Raw genomic sequence first — 18,921 nt, forward strand, 5'->3', positions numbered from 1 at the left:
CCGATCGGCTACATACCGCCGGCAGAGGCTGAGGCAAACTACTACCGGCAATTCGCCAATCAGGCCCCCACCGCGGTGGCCTGACTTAAACCAACTGGCCTCCAGGAATCTCGGGGCGATTCAGATGGGTTTGGCAGACGCTTACGAAGGTACAGCTGCGCCGGTGTCACTCGACCAGGATGACCACTCACGCCCTTCCCCACCAGGAGAAGCACGACGCGACCAAACCGCGCGGCCGCGAACACGGGTTACCCACCGCAGCGGTCGGTGCATCGCAAGCGCCGCTCGCCGCGGTGGATAACCCTGCACCTATGAACGCTTGAGAACCAAGCTCAAACCCGTCCGTATGACGAGGTCAAGACATTACTTCTTCGGTTCCTTCGTGGGATCAGGCTTCAGTTTAGTCGCACCAGGGGCTTTGAATGGGTCGCCGCCTACAGTGAGACCCTCAGAAGAAAGGCGCGCGGCTCTCGCCGGCCCGATACCGTTTACCCGTGCAATCAGGTCGTCCCAGTTCTTGAACGTACCGCTTTTACGCTGGTCAAGGATCAGCTTCGTGGTGGCTGGCCCCAGCCCTTTGACGGCATCCAGCTCTGCTTCGCTAGCCTTGTTGACGTCGACTGCAGCGAAGGCCGCAACGCATAGCAGAGCGGCGCCGGCAACGATAATACGCTTGAGCATTAGGAATTTCCTCCTCGTGAGTCAGTCCGAATTTGGACATACGCACTGTAAAAGAGGATGAAGCCGTTCCTACTAATCTGCCTGTGAGTTTGTACGTAAGTGGCCGATATAGCTGCGCACGCCCTCTTCGACGCCCTGGAAGCTGTGCAGGCAGCCGACTTCCCGCAGGCGGTGGAGGTCAGCTTCCGTACGCACTTGGTACTTCCCGCGGAGTGCCTCTGGGAAAGGGATGTACTCGATCAGGCCTGCGCTGGCGGCGCCGGCAGCGCTCAATGCCGGTAGCGCCGTCCTCATTGCGTTGACCACTGCGGCTGCGACATCGTTGAATGGCTGAGCACGGCCAGTCCCAAGATTGAAGATCCCGCTCAGGCGCGGCTGGTCAAAGAACCACAGATTGACGGCGACGACATCATCTACATGGACAAAGTCCCGTATCTGCTGGCCCGGTCCGTAGCCACCGTACTCTCCGAACAGCCGCACCTTTTCCTCCGCGCGAAACTGGTTGAACTGGTGAAACGCGACGCTGGCCATTCGACCCTTGTGCTGCTCCCTGGGACCATAGACGTTGAAGTAGCGAAAACCCACCACCTGATGCGTCGCGTGCTCGAACTGGGTGCCAAGTTCGCGCCTGAGGCGCTGGTCGAACAGGAGCTTGCTCCAGCCGTAGACGTTCAGCGGGCGCTCGCAGGCGGGCTCCTCCCTGAAGGTGTCGGATCCACCATAGACGGCAGCCGACGACGCATAGAGCAACCGCGTGCCGCGCTCTTGGCAGGCCCGAAACAACCCACAAGAAGTCGTGTAGTTGTTCTCCATCATGAACTTGCCGTTGGGCTCCATGGTGTCGCTGCAGGCGCCTTCGTGGAACACGGCCTCGATATGTCCGTAGTAGCCATCGCTAAAGGAGCCATAGAAGCGGTCCACATCTACATAGTCCGCGATGCGCAGATCTGCGAGGTTTCGGAACTTGTCCCCTGCAGTCAAGTCGTCGACGGCAATGATGTCGTCGATGCCACGTGCATTCAGACCCTTGATGATGTTGCTGCCGATGAAGCCGGCTGCGCCGGTAACCACGATGCGGGTCATCTAAAGAGTTCCTCGTAGGTAACGGTGGCCGTGCCGAATTTCGCCACGACGATCCCCGCAGCGTCATTGGCCAGTGGCACGGCGTCTCGGAGGGGCATCCCGGCCGCCACCAATGCGGCGAGCGTAGCGATCACAGTGTCCCCGGCACCCGTGACGTCGAAGACTTCCCGGGCCTTGGCATCCACGTGCATCTGGCCCCTGGAGTCGAACAAGGTCATTCCATCTTCACCGAGGGTGACCAATACCGCCTCCAGATCAAGTTCAGAACGCAGACTCTGCGCCTTCTGGTAGAGAGAGTCTGCGTCCGACCAGCCGCCGACGACCTCGCGCAACTCGGCCCGGTTGGGGGTGATGACGGTGGCCCCACGATACCTTCCGTATTCGCTCCCCTTCGGGTCGATAAGAACGGGTTTACCCAACGCGCGGGCCGTTGCGATCATGGAGGTGATGTGGGCCAATCCACCTTTGCCATAGTCGGAAAAGAGCACCGCCTGATGGGACGGCGCCAGTTCCGCAAACGACTCACCTTGTTGCGCTAGCACCTCATGGTCGGGCTCATTTTCGAAGTCCATGCGTAGCAACTGCTGCTGCCGCCCGATCACCCGAAGCTTGACTGTTGTCTTCAGGCCCGGGTCTCGCCTCAGGTGAGCACTGATGCCGGTGTGCTCGAGCAGGCGTTCCAGACGCTCGCCAGCTTCATCGTCACCGACAACGCCGAGGAAGCTCGCCAGGCCACCGAGCGTGACGACGTTGTAGGCCACGTTCGCCGCACCGCCAATTCGCTCTTCTTCGCGACTGATCTTCACCACCGGAACGGGGGCTTCCGGTGAGATCCGCTCCACCGCGCCGTGCCAGTAGCGGTCGAGCATGGCGTCGCCTACGACAAGGACGCGCACCTGGGCGAGTTGTTGCTGGGTTGGGTGATTCATCGGTCTGCGGGAATCATGGTTTTGTTCGTTGCAAGCTGGATCAGAGTTCCTCGACCCGCCGTGCTGGATAGCTGTCCCAAGCTTGGCAGCCGGGGCATTGCCAGAAGTGCTGGTTGGCTTCGAAGCCGCACGCCGCGCAGCGATAGCGGGTAAGGGGCTTGACCGCCTGCTCGAGCGAACGCTGAAGAAGCGGATGCAACTCCTCGTGTTCCAGGCGTTCGCCCGCAAGCCAGCGTGTCGCCGCGACCAGAGAGGGTTCTCGTTCCAAGTGGCGAACATACAGTTCTCGGGATTTCTCGGAATCCTGTTCGAGTCGAACGAGCGCCTCGAGAACGTCCAGGGATGGGGCGACCTGCTGCATGTCCATCAGCGTTCGTACAGCTCGCTCGAGCTGACCGGTAGCCAGCGCCGAGTCTGCAAGGGGTTTGGCCACCAAGCCTGCGGCACGCGGCACCCGCTGCGCGACCTCCGTGAGGCAGTCCAGTGCAGCATGATCGTCACCTGCCCGGCGCAGAAGTGCTGCAAGCTCCAGTGCTGGCCGCGCTGAGCTGGGTGCGACATGCATAGCCTCCCGAAGGAGTCGCTCGGCCTCTTCGGCAGATGTGGCCTGAGCAGCCTGCTCGCAAAGGTAATGCGCCAGTCGTGGTCCAAAGTCCGCTTCACCTCGGGCCTGGAGCCGTCGGGCAATCTCGGTTGCCCGCGGCCAGTCGCGCGTGCGTTCATAGATGGCGAGCAGCGCCAACAGCGCCTGGGATTCGTAAATGCTGCCTTCTAGCTTGCGCAGTGCGTCTTCGGCGCGATCCAGTAGACCGGCCTTGAGAAAGTCCAGGGCCAGCGCATGCTGGGCACGTTGGCGATCGGCGCGGGTCAGGTCGCCGCGCGAAAGGAGGTGCTCGTGAACGCGGACTGCGCGCTCGTACTCACCGCGGCGGCGAAACAGATTGCCAAGGGCGAAATGAAGCTCCGAAGTATCCGGATCGTTTCTTACCGCTTCGATAAATGCATCGATTGCCTGGTCCTGCTGTTCGTTCAGCAGGAAATTGAGGCCTCGAAAGTACGCCTTCGGAGCCTGTCGGTTCTCGATACGAAGTTGCCGCAGATCCAGGCGCGATGCCATCCAGCCAAGCACAAAGGCAATCGGCAAGCCCCATAGCAACCAACTGAATTCAGATTCCATGTGGCTCCGCCGGCGCGGGCTCTGCGGCCGCTGGAGGCTGGCTCCGGCGTGCAGCGCTGCGTTGCTTCCACCAGCGTGGGACCATTCCCAGCGCCCCCACGGCAAGTCCGATGGCAAATGCGGCGAGCACTACCAGCACGAGTGCGGTGTTCCAGTGCGCGCCGAAAAAGAAGTGCACGGTCACACTGTGCTGGTTGTTCAATGCAAAGGCGAACAGGGTGAAAAAAATGGCTGCCCTAAGCAGCCATGAGAGGTATTTCATTCGGCTCCTTGGCTGGCCGAATTCTAGGCGGCCGGCTAGCCTTCCAGTTCCCGGGTCCGCTGGTCCACCGCCTCACGCAGGGCCTTGCCCGGCTTGAAGTGCGGAACGCGCTTTTCCGGAATTTGTACGCTTTCGCCCGACCGTGGGTTTCGGCCCGTGCGGGGTGGCCGGCGGTTCACGGAGAAGCTGCCGAAGCCGCGGATTTCGATGCGATGTCCGCGCACCAAGGCTTCGGACATCGCATCGAGGATCGTCTTCACCGCGAACTCGGCATCACGCTGAGTAAGCTGGGCAAAGCGGCTGGCCAGTTCGTCGACGAGATCGCTGCGTGTCATGCGCGGTCGGAGGCGAGATGGCGCGGCAGCCCCACGACAAGCGGTTGCGGCGCCATCTTTGCTGGCCTTACTTCTCGAGCTTGGCTCGCAGCAGGGCGCCGAGGCTGGTCGTGCCGGCGTTCTCGCGTGAAGACTGCTGGCTCAGGCTGGCCATCGCCTCCTGCTGGTCCACCATGTCCTTGGCCTTGATCGACAACTGGATGTTGCGGGTCTTGCGGTCCACATTCACAACCACCGCGGAGACCTCATCGCCTTCCTTGAGCACGTTGCGAGCGTCTTCCACGCGATCACGTGAAATCTCGCTGGCACGCAGGTAGCCGATGATGTCCTGGCCCAGGTCGATCTCGGCGCCCTTGGGATCAACCGTCTTGACCTTGCCGGACACCACCGAACCCTTGTCGTTGACGGACACGAAGGTCGTGAACGGATCCTGGTCCAGTTGCTTGATGCCCAAAGAAATGCGTTCGCGATCGACATCGACGGCCAACACCACGGCTTCGACTTCCTGGCCCTTCTTGTAGTTGCGAACGGCGGCTTCGCCGGGCTCGTTCCAAGACAGGTCGGACAGGTGCACCAGGCCATCGATACCGGCCGCCAGGCCGACGAATACGCCGAAGTCGGTGATGGACTTGATCGGGCCCTTGACGCGGTCGCCGCGCTTGGTGTCTTGCGCGAACTCTTGCCAGGGGTTCGGCTTGCACTGCTTCATGCCCAGGGAGATGCGACGCTTGTCCTCGTCGATCTCAAGGATCATCACTTCGACTTCGTCACCCAGCGAGACAACCTTGGACGGCGCGACGTTCTTGTTGGTCCAGTCCATCTCGGACACGTGCACCAGGCCTTCGATGCCGGGCTCGAGTTCGACGAACGCGCCGTAATCGGCGATGTTGGTGACCTTGCCGAACATGCGCGTGCCCTGGGGATAGCGGCGCGACACGCCCATCCACGGGTCATCGCCCATCTGTTTCAGGCCCAGCGATACGCGGTTCTTTTCAGTGTCGAACTTGAGGATCTTGGCCGTGATCTCCTGGCCGGCCTGCACGACCTCGCTCGGATGGCGCACCCGACGCCAGGCCATGTCGGTGATGTGCAGCAGGCCGTCGATGCCGCCGAGGTCGACGAATGCGCCGTACTCGGTGATGTTCTTGACCACTCCACGGACGATGGACCCTTCCTTCAGGGTTTCCATCAGCTTGGCGCGCTCTTCGCCCATGGACGCTTCGACCACGGCGCGGCGGCTCAGCACCACGTTGTTGCGCTTCCGATCGAGTTTGATGACCTTGAACTCCATCGTCTTGTTTTCGTATGGAGTCAGGTCCTTGATCGGGCGCGTGTCGATCAGGGAGCCGGGCAGGAACGCCCGGATACCGTTGACCAGGACCGTGAGGCCGCCTTTGACCTTGCCCGTGGTCGTGCCGGTCACGAACTCGCCGGACTCGAGCGCCTTCTCGAGCGCCATCCAAGACGCCAGGCGCTTGGCCTTGTCGCGGGACAGGATCGTGTCGCCGTAGCCGTTCTCGATGGCATCGATGGCCACCGAGACGAAGTCGCCAACCTGGACTTCGATTTCGCCCTGATCGTTCTTGAACTCGTCGATAGGCACGTAGGCTTCAGACTTGAGGCCAGCGTTCACCACGACGAAGTTGTGTTCGATTCGTACCACCTCGGCGGTGATGACCTCCCCGGCGCGCATTTCGGCACGCTGCAGGGATTCTTCGAACAGGGCGGCAAAAGATTCAGACATTCAGGTTCCTTGCACGTCCACAGGTTTCCATCAGCACCATTGCTAACGTTCTTATGGCTGGGACGGCGCTTGTTGCGGCTGCTGCCGCGATTGAGGTTGATGATCCCGTTTCGCCAATGCGCTGTCGCGCGGAAGGAGCGTCACGGGTCCCGTTGGCAGACGCGCTCAAGTGTCCTTGAACGGCTGCCGTTCTTCCCACCACCGGAGCACCTGGTCGACCGATTCCTCGATCGACTGTTCGGAGTTGTCCAGCAGAAGGGCATCTTGCGCGGCTTTGAGGGGCGCCACCGCCCGCTGCGAATCCCGCGCATCGCGCGCCTCCAAGTCGGCGCGAAGGACGTCAATTGTAGTGGCTATCCCTTTTGCACTCAATTGACGCTGTCGCCGGTCGGCGCGCTGGGCAGCGCTCGCGGTGAGGTAGACCTTGAGCGCCGCACCCGGAAAAATCACGGTGCCCATGTCCCGTCCGTCGGCAACGAGTCCAGGCAACTGCCGAAAGCCGCGTTGCAGCTCGACCAGGGCTGTTCTCACGGCCGGCAACGCCGACACCCGCGACGCGTTCATGCCGGCCTCTTCCGTTCGAATCGCATCGGTTACGTCCTGGCCGTCGAGCAATACCCGGTCAGCGGCGAACCGCACAGGCAGGGTCGCCGCGACGGCTGCAATCTCGCTTTCTCGCTGGGCGGTGAGTTCCAGCCCGGCATTCCGCGCAGCCAGGGCCGCGATCCGGTAAAGGGCGCCGGAGTCCAGGTAGTGATAGCCGAGGCGGTCGGCGACGCGCGAAGCCAGCGTGCCCTTTCCAGAGGCGGTGGGGCCGTCGATGCAAATGACTGGAATGTGTTCTGGCGCCGTGCGGGCCACCGTGAACAGTGTTTCGAAGTACTGGGGAAAGGTCTTGCCCACACATTTCGGGTCCTCGACCCGCACGGTAGTACCTTGGTCTGCGAAGGCGGCCAGCGAGAAGCACATCGCCATCCGGTGGTCGTCATACGTGCCGATCCGTGCTGACTTCCAGACGTCCGGCGGGGTGATCCGAAGCCAGTCGGCACCTTCCTCCACCCGAGCCCCCAGCTTGCGAAGCTCCGTGGCCATGGCGGCGATCCGATCGGTTTCCTTCACGCGCCAGCTGGCGATGTTGCGAAGCACGCTGCTGCCGCCCGTCGCGTACAAGGCCATGACGCCCAAGGTCATGGCCGCGTCCGGGATGTGGTTGCAGTCGATGTTGATCGGCCGCAGAGGCCAGGCGCCGCGGCGCACTTCAATCCAGTTGGGGCCGCTGCGCACGTCGGCCCCCATCAGCTGGGCCGCTTCGACGAAGCGGATGTCTCCCTGAATGGAGTCATGCCCCAGCCCTTCGATACGCAGGACGCGTCCATCGTGGGCCGCGATGGCACCCAACGCGATGAAGTAGCTCGCGGAAGAGGCGTCAGCCTCCACATGCACCTCGCCCGGCGATACCAGTCGGCTGCCAGCTGGAATGATGAAACGTCGCCAACCGTCGCGCCGCACCGCTACGCCAAATCGCGCCAGCAGGTTCAGCGTGATCTCGATGTACGGCCTGGAGACGAGTTCGCCCTCCACCTCGATGGTGATGTCCTGTTGCGCCACCAGCGGTAGCGCCATCAGCAGGGCCGTGAGAAATTGGCTGGAGACGTCACCCCGCACCGGGATCGCCTCCGTCAACCGCAACTGAGGGCGTCCGATGCGAAGGGGCGGAAAGCCTTGTTGCGCCAGGTAGTCAATCGTGCAGCCCAGCTTGCGCAGCGCATCGACGAGGTCGCCAATCGGCCGTTCGTGCATGCGGGGCACACCCGACAGCTCGAACTCCCCCCCAAGCACGGCCAAGGCCGCGGTCAGCGGGCGCATCGCGGTGCCGGCGTTGCCGAGGAACAGCTTCGCGGGCTTTGCCGGCGGCAGCCCCGCCAGGCCGGTGATCCGCAATACGCCCCCATGTCGACTCAGCGAGCAGCCCAGTTGCTCCAGTGCTTTGAGCATGACCAGCGTGTCGTCGGAATCGAGCAGGTCGTGGACTGCCGTCGTGCCCTCGCACAGGGCCGCAAGCAGCAGCACGCGATTCGAGATGCTTTTGGAGCCAGGCAGGCGCACCACGCCATCGGCCGAGTCGAGAGGGGGCAGGTCGAGGAACTCGGTCGTGTACATCGCTAATCTTCCAGCCTCTGTCCCATCCGCCAACGGGCGCGGATCTCGCTGGCAGCGCGGATCAGGCCTTCCAATTCGTGAGCGTTTCCCTCTTCGATCAACTTCTCGAACCGGGCCAGGGCATCGCGGAATTGCCTGGACTGTGCGAGCAACTCGGTGCGATTGGCCAGCAAGATGTCGCGCCAAACGGCTGGATCGCTGGCCGCGATGCGTGTGAAGTCCCTGAACCCAGGGCCCGCCAGCGACAAAAATTCCTGCCCTTGCGGTTGCTCGTGAATGCTCGTGACCAACCCGTAGGCCAGCACATGCGGCAGATGGCTCACGGCGGCGTAGGCTGCATCGTGCGCGTCGGGTGACATCTTCAGCACGCGAGAGCCGATTGCCTGCCACACCTGCTCGGCCCGCTTGAGCTGTGCAACCAGGGTGCGTTCGATGGGCGTGATGATCACTTGCCGGTCTGTGTACAGGTCGGAGGCGGCATGCTCGACACCAGCATTTTCCTTGCCGGTGATGGGGTGGCACGGCACGAACGTGCCCACCTGATCGCGGAGCACGCGGCGGGCCGCGTCAACCACGTCGCGCTTGGTCGATCCCACGTCCATCAGCAGCATGTCCGGCCGAACCAAGTGCCTGATGGCCTTCAGCGTGCTTTCCGTGGCGGAAACCGGCACCGCGAGCAGGACGATGTCTGCGCCGCTCACGGCCAGTAGGGCCGATGGGGCCTCGACGTCGATCACGCCGAGTTGTCGCGCGCGCTCCGTGGTCGAGGGGGACTTGCTGTAGCCGACCACGCGCTTGACAAGGCCAGCGCGGCGCAACGCCAGGGCAAAGGAGCCCCCCATGAGGCCACAGCCGATCAGGCCCAGTTGTTCGAACATGGCGCTAGTCGTTCACAGGGTAGGTGCCCAGCACCTTGTAGAACGCGCACAAGTCGCGCAGGTCGGACAGTGTGGCTGCTATCTGCGGCTGTGACGGGTGCCCCTGGATGTCAATGAAGAAGTAGTACTCCCACTGGCCTGACCGAGCTGGACGTGACTCAAAGCGCGTCATGGAAACGCCGTGCTGCTTCAGCGGCATCAGCAGGTCATGTACCGCGCCGGGGCGGTTGGGCACCGACACCACCAGGCTCACGCAATCCTTGCCGGACGCCTGGGGCGCCTGTAGCTTCTGCGGTAGGCAGACGATCGCGAACCGGGTGCGATTGAAGGCATCGTCCTGGATGGCCTGCGCTGCGAGGTGCAAGCCGAATTCGCTGCCGGCCCGTTCCCCGGCAATGGCGGCCCAGTTGGGGTGGCTGGCAGCCAGTCGCGCACCCTCCGCGTTGCTGGACACGGCCCGTCTCTCGGCGTCGGGCAGATGCTTGTTCAGCCAGCCCTGGCACTGCGCCAAGGCTTGCGGATGGGCCAGCACCGCCTCGATGCCCTCGAGCGATGCGCTGCTGCGCAGCAGGTGGTGGCGCACCATCAGGCTGATCTCTCCGACGATGTGCAGAGGAGAGGTCAGCAGCAGGTCCAGCGACCGGGTGACCACGCCCTCGGTGCTGTTTTCCACCGGCACCACGCCGAAGTCGGCATTACCGGAGGAGGCGGAATGGAACACCTCGTCAAAGCTCACGCAGGGCACATGCTCGATGCTGGAGCCGAAGAACTCGAGCGCGGCCTGCTCGCTGAACGTGCCCGCCGGGCCTAGGTAGGCGACGCGTTGCGGCGCTTCAAGCGCGCGGCACGCAGACATGATCTCGCGCCAGATGGTGGCGACATTTTCGGGCTTGAGCGGTCCCGGGTTGGCCTGCTGCAATCCGTGGATCACCTGTGCCTCGCGCTCGGGCCGGTAAACAGGCGAGCGTTCGGCCCGCTTGATTTCGCCAACTTCGTTGGCCAGCGCCGCCCTGCGGTTCAGCAACTGGAGCAGTTCACGGTCGACCGCATCGATGTCGGTCCTCAATGTCGCCAGGTTCTTTGCCATCTCAGCCAAAAGTGGCACGGCGCGCTGGGGCGCGCCGTGGGGTGGGGGAGGGGCCTGTCAGCCCTCGGTGGTGTCGCCGGGAGTGTCCTCGCCAGGGTTGGCCTCGGCCTCGGCTTCAGCCGCTTGGGCATCATTCTCGACGATGCGCTGCAGCCCGCTCAGCTCCGAGCCCGCGTCCAGCCCGATCAGCGTGACACCTTGCGTCGCGCGACCCAGCTCGCGGATCTCGCTCACCCGCGTGCGCACCAGCACGCCCTTGTCGGTGATCAGCATGATCTCGTCGTCGGTGTGCACCAGCGTGGCCGCAACGACCTTCCCGTTGCGCTCGCTCTGCTGGATGGCAATCATGCCCTTGGTCCCGCGGCCGTGGCGGGTGTACTCCGTGATAGGGGTGCGCTTGCCGTACCCATTGACCGTCGCGGTCAACACGCTTTGTGTCTCATCCTCGGCCACCAGCATCGCGATCACCCGCTGGCCCTCCTCTAGCATCATGCCGCGCACCCCCCGGGCGTTGCGGCCCATGGGACGCACGTCGTTCTCGTCGAAGCGCACCGCCTTGCCGCCGTCCGAGAACAGCATCACATCGTGTTTGCCATCAGTCAGGGCGGCGCCGATCAGATAGTCGCCTTCGTCCAGGTCGACGGCAATGATGCCGGCCTTCCGGGGGTTGCTAAATTCATCCAGCGTCGTCTTCTTGACTGTGCCCATCGACGTGGACATGAACACGTAGTGGTCGGCCGGGAAGCTTCGGAACTCGCCAGTCAGCGGCAGCACCACGTTGATCTTCTCTCCCTCCGCCAGCGGGAACATGTTGACGATGGGCCGACCGCGCGAGCCACGCGAGCCGGCCGGCACTTCCCAGACCTTGAGCCAGTACATGCGGCCGCGATTGGAAAAACACAGGATCCAGTCGTGGGTGTTGGCGATGAACAGCTGGTCGATCCAATCGTCTTCCTTGGTCGACGTCGCCTGCTTGCCACGTCCACCGCGCTTTTGCGCGCGGTATTCGGACAACGGCTGGCTCTTGATGTACCCGGCGTGCGAGAGCGTCACCACCATGTCGGTCGGTGTGATCAGGTCTTCGGTTGCCAGATCCTGCGCGTTGTGCTCGATCTCACTGCGGCGTGCGCCGAGCTTGGTCTGGCCGAATTCCTGCCGCAGCGCAACGAGTTCGTCGCTGATGATGCTGGACACGCGCTGCGGCTTCGCCAGGATATCAAGCAGGTCCTCGATCTCGGACATCACCTCGCGGTACTCGGCGACGATCTTGTCCTGCTCCAGGCCGGTCAGGCGCTGCAGGCGCATCTGCAGGATCTCTTGCGCTTGCGTGTCCGACAGGCGATACAGGCCGTCGCCCTGCATGCCATAAGCGCGCTCGAGGCCTTCGGGCCGGTAGTCATCGGCGTTCACGACACTTCCATCCTCCCGGGCGCGGGTGAGCATCTCGCGCACCAGCTGGCTATCCCACGAGCGCGACATCAGCTCGGTCTTGGCCACCGGCGGCGTCGGGGATTCACGGATGATGCGAATGAACTCGTCGATGTTCGCGAGCGCTACTGCCAGACCCTCGAGCACATGCCCGCGCTCGCGAGCCTTGCGCAGGTTGAACACTGTCCGGCGGGTCACCACTTCGCGGCGGTGCTGCAGGAAGATGTCGACCAGGTCCTTCAGGTTGCACAGCTTGGGCTGGCCTTCGACCAGCGCCACCATGTTGATGCCGAAGGTATCTTGCAGCTGAGTCTGCTTGTAGAGGTTGTTGAGAACAACCTCCGGAACCTCGCCCCGCTTGAGCTCGATGACCAGGCGCATGCCCGATTTATCGGACTCATCCTGAATATGGCTGATGCCTTCGAGCTTCTTCTCGTGCACCAGCTCGGCCATTCTCTCCTGCAGAGTCTTCTTGTTGACCTGGTAAGGCAGCTCGTCGACGATGATCGCTTGTCGCTGGCCCCGGTCGATATCTTCGAAATGGCACTTGGCCCGCATGACGACCTTGCCGCGGCCTGTTCGATAGCCTTCCTTCACCCCTGTGATGCCGTAAATGATGGCTGCGGTCGGGAAGTCGGGCGCCGGCACCAATTCCATCAGCTCGTCAACAGACGCGTCCGGATTCTTCAGCAGGTGCAGGCAGGCATCCACAACCTCGTTCAGGTTGTGCGGGGGGATGTTGGTGGCCATGCCCACCGCGATCCCGCCTGACCCATTGACCAGCAGATTGGGCAGGCGCGACGGCAACACCAGAGGCTCGCGTTCGCTGCCGTCGTAGTTAGGGCCGAAATCGACAGTCTCCTTGTCGATGTCGCCCAGCATCTCATGTGCGATTTTCGCCAGGCGAATTTCGGTGTACCGCATCGCCGCGGCGGCGTCGCCGTCGACCGAGCCGAAGTTGCCCTGCCCATCGACGAGCATGTGGCGCATCGAAAAATCCTGCGCCAAGCGGACGATGGTGTCGTAGACCGACTGATCGCCGTGCGGGTGGTACTTGCCGATCACATCACCGACGATACGAGCCGATTTCTTGTACGGACGATTCCAATCGTTGTTGAGCTCGTGCATTGCATAAAGCACGCGCCGATGCACCGGTTTCAAACCGTCACGCGCATCCGGAAGTGCGCGCCCCACGATCACGCTCATTGCGTAATCGAGATAGCTGCGCCGCATTTCCTCTTCGAGACTGATTGGAAGCGTTTCTTTGGCGAATGAGGTCATGTGAGGGAGGCGCAAGCCAGGCGTAATCGTTGGATTTTAAGGCTGGCAAGGTCATGTCGCGACCCTGCAACAGCGCCTGGTAAAGCGGTTTTGTCCTACGGTAGGCTTCGGGGGTGCCCGTTGATCGGGCGGGGCCGTATGGCACAATTACTCGGACGTTTTTGGTGGTGGTCACCTGAATCGTAGTCTTGACGCAGCGCGTCTGCGGCCTTTTCCCCCTAAGAGGAGAAACATGAAGAAACTGAACAAAGTGGCGCTTTTGTTTGCCACCGCGGCGTTGGCAACGGCCGCGGGCGCGCAGACCCGCGTGGCCGCTGCCGGCGGTGGCACAGCAATCGATAACTGGCAGAACGGTACTGGCGAACTTGTCTGGCGCAACGGCACCAACGAGTTGTGCTGGCGCGATGCCACCTGGACGCCGGCAACGGCTGCCCGTGGTTGCGATGGCGCCCTTGTTCCGCCTCCGCCTCCGGCTCCTCGTGTTGCTCAGGTTCCGCCGCCGCCGCCGCCGCCGCCGCCGCCCCCCCCGCCGCCGGTGGCTCCGCCGCCCCCGCCGCCTCCGCCGCCCGCACCGGCTCCTCAGCCGCCGGCTGCTTCGAAAGTCACCTACGCTGCCGATGCGTTCTTTGACTTCGATCGTGCCGTGCTCAAGCCGGAAGGCCGAGCCAAGCTCGACGATCTGGTTGCCAAGGTCAAGGACATCAACCTTGAAGTGATCATCGCGGTCGGTCACACCGACTCGATCGGCACGAACGCCTACAACCAGCGGCTGTCGGTGCGTCGCGCAGAAGCCGTCAAGGCTTATCTGGTGTCCAAGGGCATCGAGCGCAACCGTATCTACACCGAAGGCAAGGGCGAGACCCAGCCAGTTGCGGACAACCGCAGCGCAGACGGCCGTGCCAAGAACCGCCGCGTGGAAATCGAAGTTGTGGGCACCCGTCCCAACCGCTGACGCTCGACGCGAAGTCCATGACAAAAGGGCCCCGCAAGCGGGGCCCTTTTTTCTATGTGCGGCGACGTGGACCTGGTGAGAGTTGCGCGCGCTTGGCGCGAACGAGGCGACGACCCACAAGGTCGCTGCCAACTTGCTCCGCTGGTGGCGCAACAGCGCCGGAGCCATCAACGGCGTGCTGACCATCGGCCAACTTCGAGCGGCTCGGACTGCCTCGCCTCTCATGACCTCGAACGCTCGGACCGCCCGGTGCGGACCCGCACGCCGGGTGGTGTGGGAGGAGGGGTGGCCGCTACGATGCGGTCCCCCCGATCCCGATTGGCCGAAGCGCTGCGAACGGCTGGCTATACTGGCCTCGCCGCGTCGGCCCCGATGGTGAAATAGGTAGACACAGCGGACTTAAAATCCGCGGCCCCCAACCGGGCGTACCGGTTCGATTCCGGTTCGGGGCACCATTGGCCCAGGCCCGAGAGCATCATGTCTTCATACAACGCCCCTTTCGAGATCCACGTGCACGGGGACGTCCCGCTGCGCGCGGATGTCACGTTCACCCAGATCCAGGACGCTCTCAAGCCGTTGTGGACGTACACCGGTGCCAAGTCGCTGGCCGACGCCGCTGAAAGCGCATACGAGGAAGAGCCCGGCATCCGATTCGACGCGACCGAACACCTGCTCACCTTGTGCTGGACGGTGCCCGGCAACGACGACTTCCGGCAGGCGCTCGACGAGATGTGCATGAGCCTGAACGAACTGGCCGAGCAGGGCGCGGCCATCGAGGTCACCTTCTACGACACCGAGTTCGACGAGGAAGAGGAACCGCCTGAGGCCGAGTCCCGCGACGACTTCGTGATGCTCTTCGTCGGGCCCACGCCAGCGGCCATCATGCAGGTGCAGCGCGACCTGTTGGTGGAGGATGTGGTGAACCTCATGGAGCGGCATTTCGATGCATCCGAACTGGGAGGCGTGGTCGCCGAAGTCGACCGCTTGTTCAGCAACCGCTTCGATGCCCTGGTGAGTTCGCTCGAACTCGGCAAGCCCCCGCGTGGCAGCGGAGGCGGCTCGGGCGGCAGCAGCCACGGCGGCGGTCGCCGGCCGCGCCATCTGCACTAGCCCTCGTGCCGGCGAAGCTTGAACACGCCGCATCTCCATCAACGCGAAAGGCCGGATTTCCTCCGGCCTTTTCGCATGCGTCGCGCGACCTCTCTCGCATCCACCCGATCGCATGGCCTGGTCTGAGGCGCTGAACCCCGGGGTGCGCCGGCGCGAGGTGTTCGGCTGGGCCATGTACGACTTCGCCAATTCGGGCTACACGACCGTCGTCATCACCGCCGTGTTCGCGGCGTACTTCGTCGGCGCCATCGGCGGCGGGGCGCCCTGGGCCACGTTCGCCTGGACGGCCACCCTGAGCCTGTCGTACGCCATCGTGATGCTCACCACGCCAGCCCTGGGCGCCTGGGCCGACGCCCGTGGCGCCAAGAAGCGCCTGTTGATCGGCATCACCGTGGGCTGTGCGCTGAGTACCGCCGCACTGGCGTTCGCCAGGCCCGGCGCCTTGCCGCTGGCGATCGTGCTGGTGATCACGTCCAACGTGTTCTATTCCTGGGGCGAGTCGCTCGTCGCGGCCTTCCTGCCCGAGTTGGCGCGGCCGCAGGACATGGGCAAGGTTAGTGGCTGGGGCTGGGCGCTGGGCTACGTGGGCGGCATGTTCACCCTGGGGCTGTGCCTCGCGTATGTCCTTTGGGCGCAGGCGCAAGGGCGCGCAGCGACTCAGTTCGTTCCGGTGACCATGGTGATCACCGCGCTGGTGTACGCGGCTGCGTCGAGTGTCACCTTCGCCCTGTTGCGTGAGCGGGCGGTCGCTCGCGCGGGGTCGTCGCCGCAAGGCGGCATGGCCGCGTCCTGGCAGCGTCTGCGCCAAACCCTCTCGCACGCCCGGCAGTACCGTGACTTCATGTGGCTGATGGCCTGCGTGGTCTGCTACCAGGGCGGGGTGGCGGTGGCCATCACGCTGGCGGCCATTTACGCCGAGCAGGTGATCGGTTTCCAGCCGCAGGAGACGATGGTGCTGATCTTCGCGCTCAACGCCGCGGCGGCCGCCGGCGCCTTCGCCTGGGGCCACCTGCAGGATCGGATCGGCCACCGCGCGGCGCTCGCCGGCACGCTCGTCGGCTGGATCGCCACCTGTGTCATCGCCGGGCTTGCCACCACCAAGGGCAGTTTCTGGATCGCCGCCACCATCGCTGGCTTGTGCATGGGCTCGAGCCAGTCCGCCGGTCGCGCCCTGGTGGGTTACTTCGCCCCGCCGCAACGGCTGGCGGAATTCTTCGGCCTCTGGACCTTCGCCGTGCGCCTGGCCAGCATCGTCGGACCGCTGGGGTACGGACTGGTCACCTGGGCCGCCGGGGGCAACCAGCGGGTGGCCATCTTCTCGACAGCCTTGCTATTCGTCGGCGGCCTGCTGCTGCTGGCACGCGTGAACGTCCGCCGTGGCCGGGCTGCAGCGGTGGCTTAGCGCGCCTGGTTGACGAAGCCAGGCAGCCAGCGCGTCGCCGCGGCTTGCAACGCTTGAGGCACACCGGATCCGAGCAACAAGCAATGCCCGCTCCTGCCTGGTTGATTCACGATCCCACGCTCAGCCAGCAGGCGCGCGGTCTGGCGCGCCACCGGTTCGCCGGTTTCCAGGATGCGCACGTCCAGGCCGACGATGCGTGCGATGACCTCGGTGGCGAAGGCATAGTGCGTGCAACCCAGGACCAAGGTGTCGATGTCACGGCGCCCGCCCGGCCCGAGCCCCAGCTGGGTCAGGTAGCGCTGGCACAAGGTCTCGACGAGGGCGGCATCGTCCGCCTCGATGGCAGCGGCCAGGCCGTCGCAGGGCTGCAGGTGGAAGCGCACCTGTCCACCGATCGAGTCGTGCAACTGCGCGAACTTGGCGCTGGCCAGGGTCCCGCGCGTGGCCAGCACCCCGACATGCCCGCTGCGCGTCGCCTTGGCGGCCGGCTTGAGTGCCGGCTCCACGCCCACGATGGGCAGTTCTGGCCACGTCTGTCGCAGCCGGGCGATGGCTGCCGCCGTGGCGGTGTTGCAGGCCACCACCAGCAGCTTGATGCCGTGCCGGGCCATCAATTCGCGCGTCACGGCCAGCGAACGCTCGGCCACGAACTTGTCGCCCCGTTCACCGTAGGGCGCGTGCCCGGTGTCGGCGTAGTAGACGAAGTCTTCGCCCGGGAGTGCGGCACGCAGGGCCCTGAGGATGCTCAGGCCCCCGATGCCGCTGTCAAAGACGCCGATGGGCGACGGGCTCACATCGCGGCGACCGGAATGTTCTTGAAGTCGCCGGTGGCGATGCGCTTTTGCCACTCGGCGGGTCCGGTGATGTGCGCGCTGGTGCCGCCGGCATCGACGGCCACGGTCACTGGCATGTCCACCACGTCGAACTCGTAGATCGCTTCCATGCCCAGGTCTTCGAAGCCCAGCACCTTCGCGTGCCTGATGGCCTTGGACACCAGGTAGGCCGCGCCTCCCACGGCCATCAGGTAGGCGCTGCGGTGCTTCTTGATCGCCTCGATCGCGACCGGCCCGCGTTCGGCCTTGCCGATCATGGCGATCAGCCCGGTCTGCGCCAGCATCATGTCGGTGAACTTGTCCATGCGCGTGGCGGTCGTGGGGCCGGCCGGGCCCACGGCCTCGTCCTTCACCGGATCGACGGGGCCCACGTAGTAGATGACCCGGTTGCTGAAGTCCACCGGCAGTTTCTCGCCGCGTGCCAGCATGTCCTGGATGCGCTTGTGGGCCGCGTCGCGGCCGGTGAGCATCTTGCCGTTCAGGAGCAGCGTCTCGCCCGGCTTCCAAGAGGCGACTTCCTCGCGGGTGAGCGTGTCCAGGTTCACGCGGCGGCTCTTCTGCGTGTCGGGCGTCCACTGCACGTCGGGCCACAGCTCGAGGCTGGGCACGTCGAGGTAGACCGGGCCCGAGCCGTCCATCACGAAGTGCGCGTGGCGCGTGGCCGCGCAGTTGGGGATCATGGCCACGGGCTTGCTGGCCGCGTGCGTGGGGTACATCTTGATCTTGACGTCGAGCACGGTGGTGAGGCCGCCCAGGCCCTGGGCGCCGATGCCCAGCGCGTTCACCTTCTCGTACAGCTCCAGGCGCAGCTCCTCGGCCTTGCTGGCCGGGCCGCGCTGCTGCAGCTCGTACATGTCGATGTCCTCCATCAGCGACTCCTTGGCCATCAGCATGGCCTTCTCGGCGGTGCCGCCGATGCCGATGCCCAGCATGCCCGGGGGGCACCAGCCCGCGCCCATGGTGGGCACGGTCTTGAGCACCCAGTCGACCAGTGAGTCGCTGGGGTTGAGCATCGCGAACTTGGTCTTGTTCTCGCTGCCGCCGCCCTTGGCCGCGACCGTGATGTCGAGCTTGTCGCCGGGCACGATCTGCGTGAACACCACGGCGGGCGTGTTGTCGCGAGTGTTCCTGCGGTCGAACTGCGGGTCGGCCACCACGCTGGCGCGCAGGGTGTTGTCGGGATGGTTGTAGCCGCGACGCACGCCCTCGTTGATGGCGTCCTCCAGGCTGCCGCCGAAGCCTTCGAAGCGAACGTCCATGCCGATCTTGAGGAAGACGTTGACGATGCCGGTGTCCTGGCAGATGGGACGATGCCCGATCGCGCTCATCTTGCTGTTGGTGAGGATCTGCGCGATCGCGTCCTTGGCCGCCGGACTCTGCTCGCGTTCGTAGGCGCGGGCGAGATGGGCGATGTAGTCGGCGGGGTGGTAGTAGCTGATGTACTGCAGCGCGGCGGCGATCGATTCGATCAGGTCGGCTGCCTTGATGGTGGTTGTCATGTCGCTTGAGAGGGTTGCAGGCGCTGCGGCGGATTATCCCACCCGCCCTTCAGCCACTGCCGTGGCAGCGGCGGCAGGCC

16 protein-coding genes and 1 tRNA gene are annotated in these 18,921 nt (G+C 64.3%); 4 read left to right on the forward strand and 13 right to left on the reverse strand.

Annotated features, from left to right (window positions below; translation table 11 throughout):
• Positions 1-363: 363 nt before the first annotated feature.
• The 11 genes from JI739_RS07875 to gyrA all read right to left on the reverse strand — a co-directional run bounded on the left by JI739_RS07875 (position 364) and on the right by gyrA (position 13,045).
• Positions 364-681 carry a ComEA family DNA-binding protein gene (locus JI739_RS07875; RefSeq protein WP_201683345.1) on the reverse strand — a complete coding sequence of 106 codons (318 nt, stop codon included), beginning with the start codon at positions 679-681 and terminating at the stop codon, positions 364-366.
• Positions 682-753: 72 nt separating this feature from the next.
• Positions 754-1,764: an ADP-glyceromanno-heptose 6-epimerase gene (rfaD, locus tag JI739_RS07880; RefSeq protein ID WP_201683346.1), complete on the reverse strand. Its 1,011-nt coding sequence runs from the start codon at positions 1,762-1,764 to the stop codon at positions 754-756.
• The gene (rfaE1, locus tag JI739_RS07885; RefSeq protein WP_201683347.1) at positions 1,761-2,693 is read right to left on the reverse strand and encodes a D-glycero-beta-D-manno-heptose-7-phosphate kinase; all 933 of its coding nucleotides are present in this window, start codon (positions 2,691-2,693) and stop codon (positions 1,761-1,763) included. The genes rfaD and rfaE1 overlap by 4 nt, the downstream gene beginning before the upstream one ends.
• Before the next feature lie 40 nt (positions 2,694-2,733).
• Positions 2,734-3,870, reverse strand: coding sequence for a lipopolysaccharide assembly protein LapB (gene lapB, locus JI739_RS07890; protein WP_201683348.1), 1,137 nt, complete (start codon positions 3,868-3,870; stop codon positions 2,734-2,736).
• Complete coding sequence (locus tag JI739_RS07895; protein WP_201683349.1) at positions 3,860-4,132, reverse strand: LapA family protein; 273 nt, start codon at positions 4,130-4,132, stop codon at positions 3,860-3,862. The genes lapB and JI739_RS07895 overlap by 11 nt, the downstream gene beginning before the upstream one ends.
• Positions 4,133-4,167: 35 nt before the next feature.
• Positions 4,168-4,467 carry an integration host factor subunit beta gene (locus tag JI739_RS07900; RefSeq protein ID WP_201683350.1) on the reverse strand — a complete coding sequence of 100 codons (300 nt, stop codon included), beginning with the start codon at positions 4,465-4,467 and terminating at the stop codon, positions 4,168-4,170.
• A 67-nt stretch (positions 4,468-4,534) separates the two neighbouring features.
• Positions 4,535-6,211, reverse strand: a complete 1,677-nt coding sequence (rpsA, locus tag JI739_RS07905; RefSeq protein WP_201683351.1) for a 30S ribosomal protein S1 — start codon at positions 6,209-6,211, stop codon at positions 4,535-4,537.
• A 165-nt stretch (positions 6,212-6,376) separates the two neighbouring features.
• On the reverse strand, positions 6,377-8,371 hold the full coding sequence (locus tag JI739_RS07910; protein WP_201683352.1) for a bifunctional 3-phosphoshikimate 1-carboxyvinyltransferase/cytidylate kinase: 1,995 nt from the start codon (positions 8,369-8,371) through the stop codon (positions 6,377-6,379).
• Between the two features lie 2 nt (positions 8,372-8,373).
• On the reverse strand, positions 8,374-9,249 hold the full coding sequence (locus tag JI739_RS07915; protein ID WP_201683353.1) for a prephenate dehydrogenase: 876 nt from the start codon (positions 9,247-9,249) through the stop codon (positions 8,374-8,376).
• Between the two features lie 4 nt (positions 9,250-9,253).
• The gene (gene pheA, locus JI739_RS07920) at positions 9,254-10,336 is read right to left on the reverse strand and encodes a prephenate dehydratase (protein ID WP_201683354.1); all 1,083 of its coding nucleotides are present in this window, start codon (positions 10,334-10,336) and stop codon (positions 9,254-9,256) included.
• Positions 10,337-10,393: 57 nt separating this feature from the next.
• Positions 10,394-13,045, reverse strand: a complete 2,652-nt coding sequence (gene gyrA, locus JI739_RS07925) for a DNA gyrase subunit A (RefSeq protein WP_201683355.1) — start codon at positions 13,043-13,045, stop codon at positions 10,394-10,396.
• A gap of 232 nt (positions 13,046-13,277) precedes the next feature.
• On the opposite strand from gyrA, the gene ompA reads away from it, so the two are divergent.
• The 4 genes from ompA to JI739_RS07945 all read left to right on the forward strand — a co-directional run bounded on the left by ompA (position 13,278) and on the right by JI739_RS07945 (position 16,509).
• The gene (gene ompA, locus JI739_RS07930; protein ID WP_201683356.1) at positions 13,278-13,997 is read left to right on the forward strand and encodes an outer membrane protein OmpA; all 720 of its coding nucleotides are present in this window, start codon (positions 13,278-13,280) and stop codon (positions 13,995-13,997) included.
• 366 nt (positions 13,998-14,363) lie between these two features.
• A tRNA-Leu gene (locus tag JI739_RS07935) sits at positions 14,364-14,452 on the forward strand.
• A gap of 22 nt (positions 14,453-14,474) precedes the next feature.
• Positions 14,475-15,107, forward strand: coding sequence for a DUF6806 family protein (locus tag JI739_RS07940; protein ID WP_201683357.1), 633 nt, complete (start codon positions 14,475-14,477; stop codon positions 15,105-15,107).
• 112 nt (positions 15,108-15,219) lie between these two features.
• Positions 15,220-16,509 carry an MFS transporter gene (locus tag JI739_RS07945; protein ID WP_201683358.1) on the forward strand — a complete coding sequence of 430 codons (1,290 nt, stop codon included), beginning with the start codon at positions 15,220-15,222 and terminating at the stop codon, positions 16,507-16,509.
• Here the strand turns inward: JI739_RS07945 and murI are convergent.
• Both murI and JI739_RS07955 read right to left on the reverse strand, forming a co-directional pair.
• Positions 16,506-17,303 (reverse strand): glutamate racemase, encoded by a 798-nt coding sequence (gene murI / locus JI739_RS07950; RefSeq protein WP_201683359.1) that lies wholly within the window; start codon positions 17,301-17,303, stop codon positions 16,506-16,508. The two genes, JI739_RS07945 and murI, sit on opposite strands and share 4 nt — an antisense overlap.
• Positions 17,300-18,841, reverse strand: a complete 1,542-nt coding sequence (locus JI739_RS07955) for a fumarate hydratase (RefSeq protein WP_201683360.1) — start codon at positions 18,839-18,841, stop codon at positions 17,300-17,302. Before JI739_RS07955 ends, murI begins: the two co-directional genes overlap by 4 nt.
• Positions 18,842-18,921: the final 80 nt, after the last annotated feature.

The sequence above is a fragment of the Ramlibacter aurantiacus genome (genome assembly GCF_016722895.1).
Taxonomy (GTDB): domain Bacteria; phylum Pseudomonadota; class Gammaproteobacteria; order Burkholderiales; family Burkholderiaceae_C; genus Ramlibacter; species Ramlibacter aurantiacus.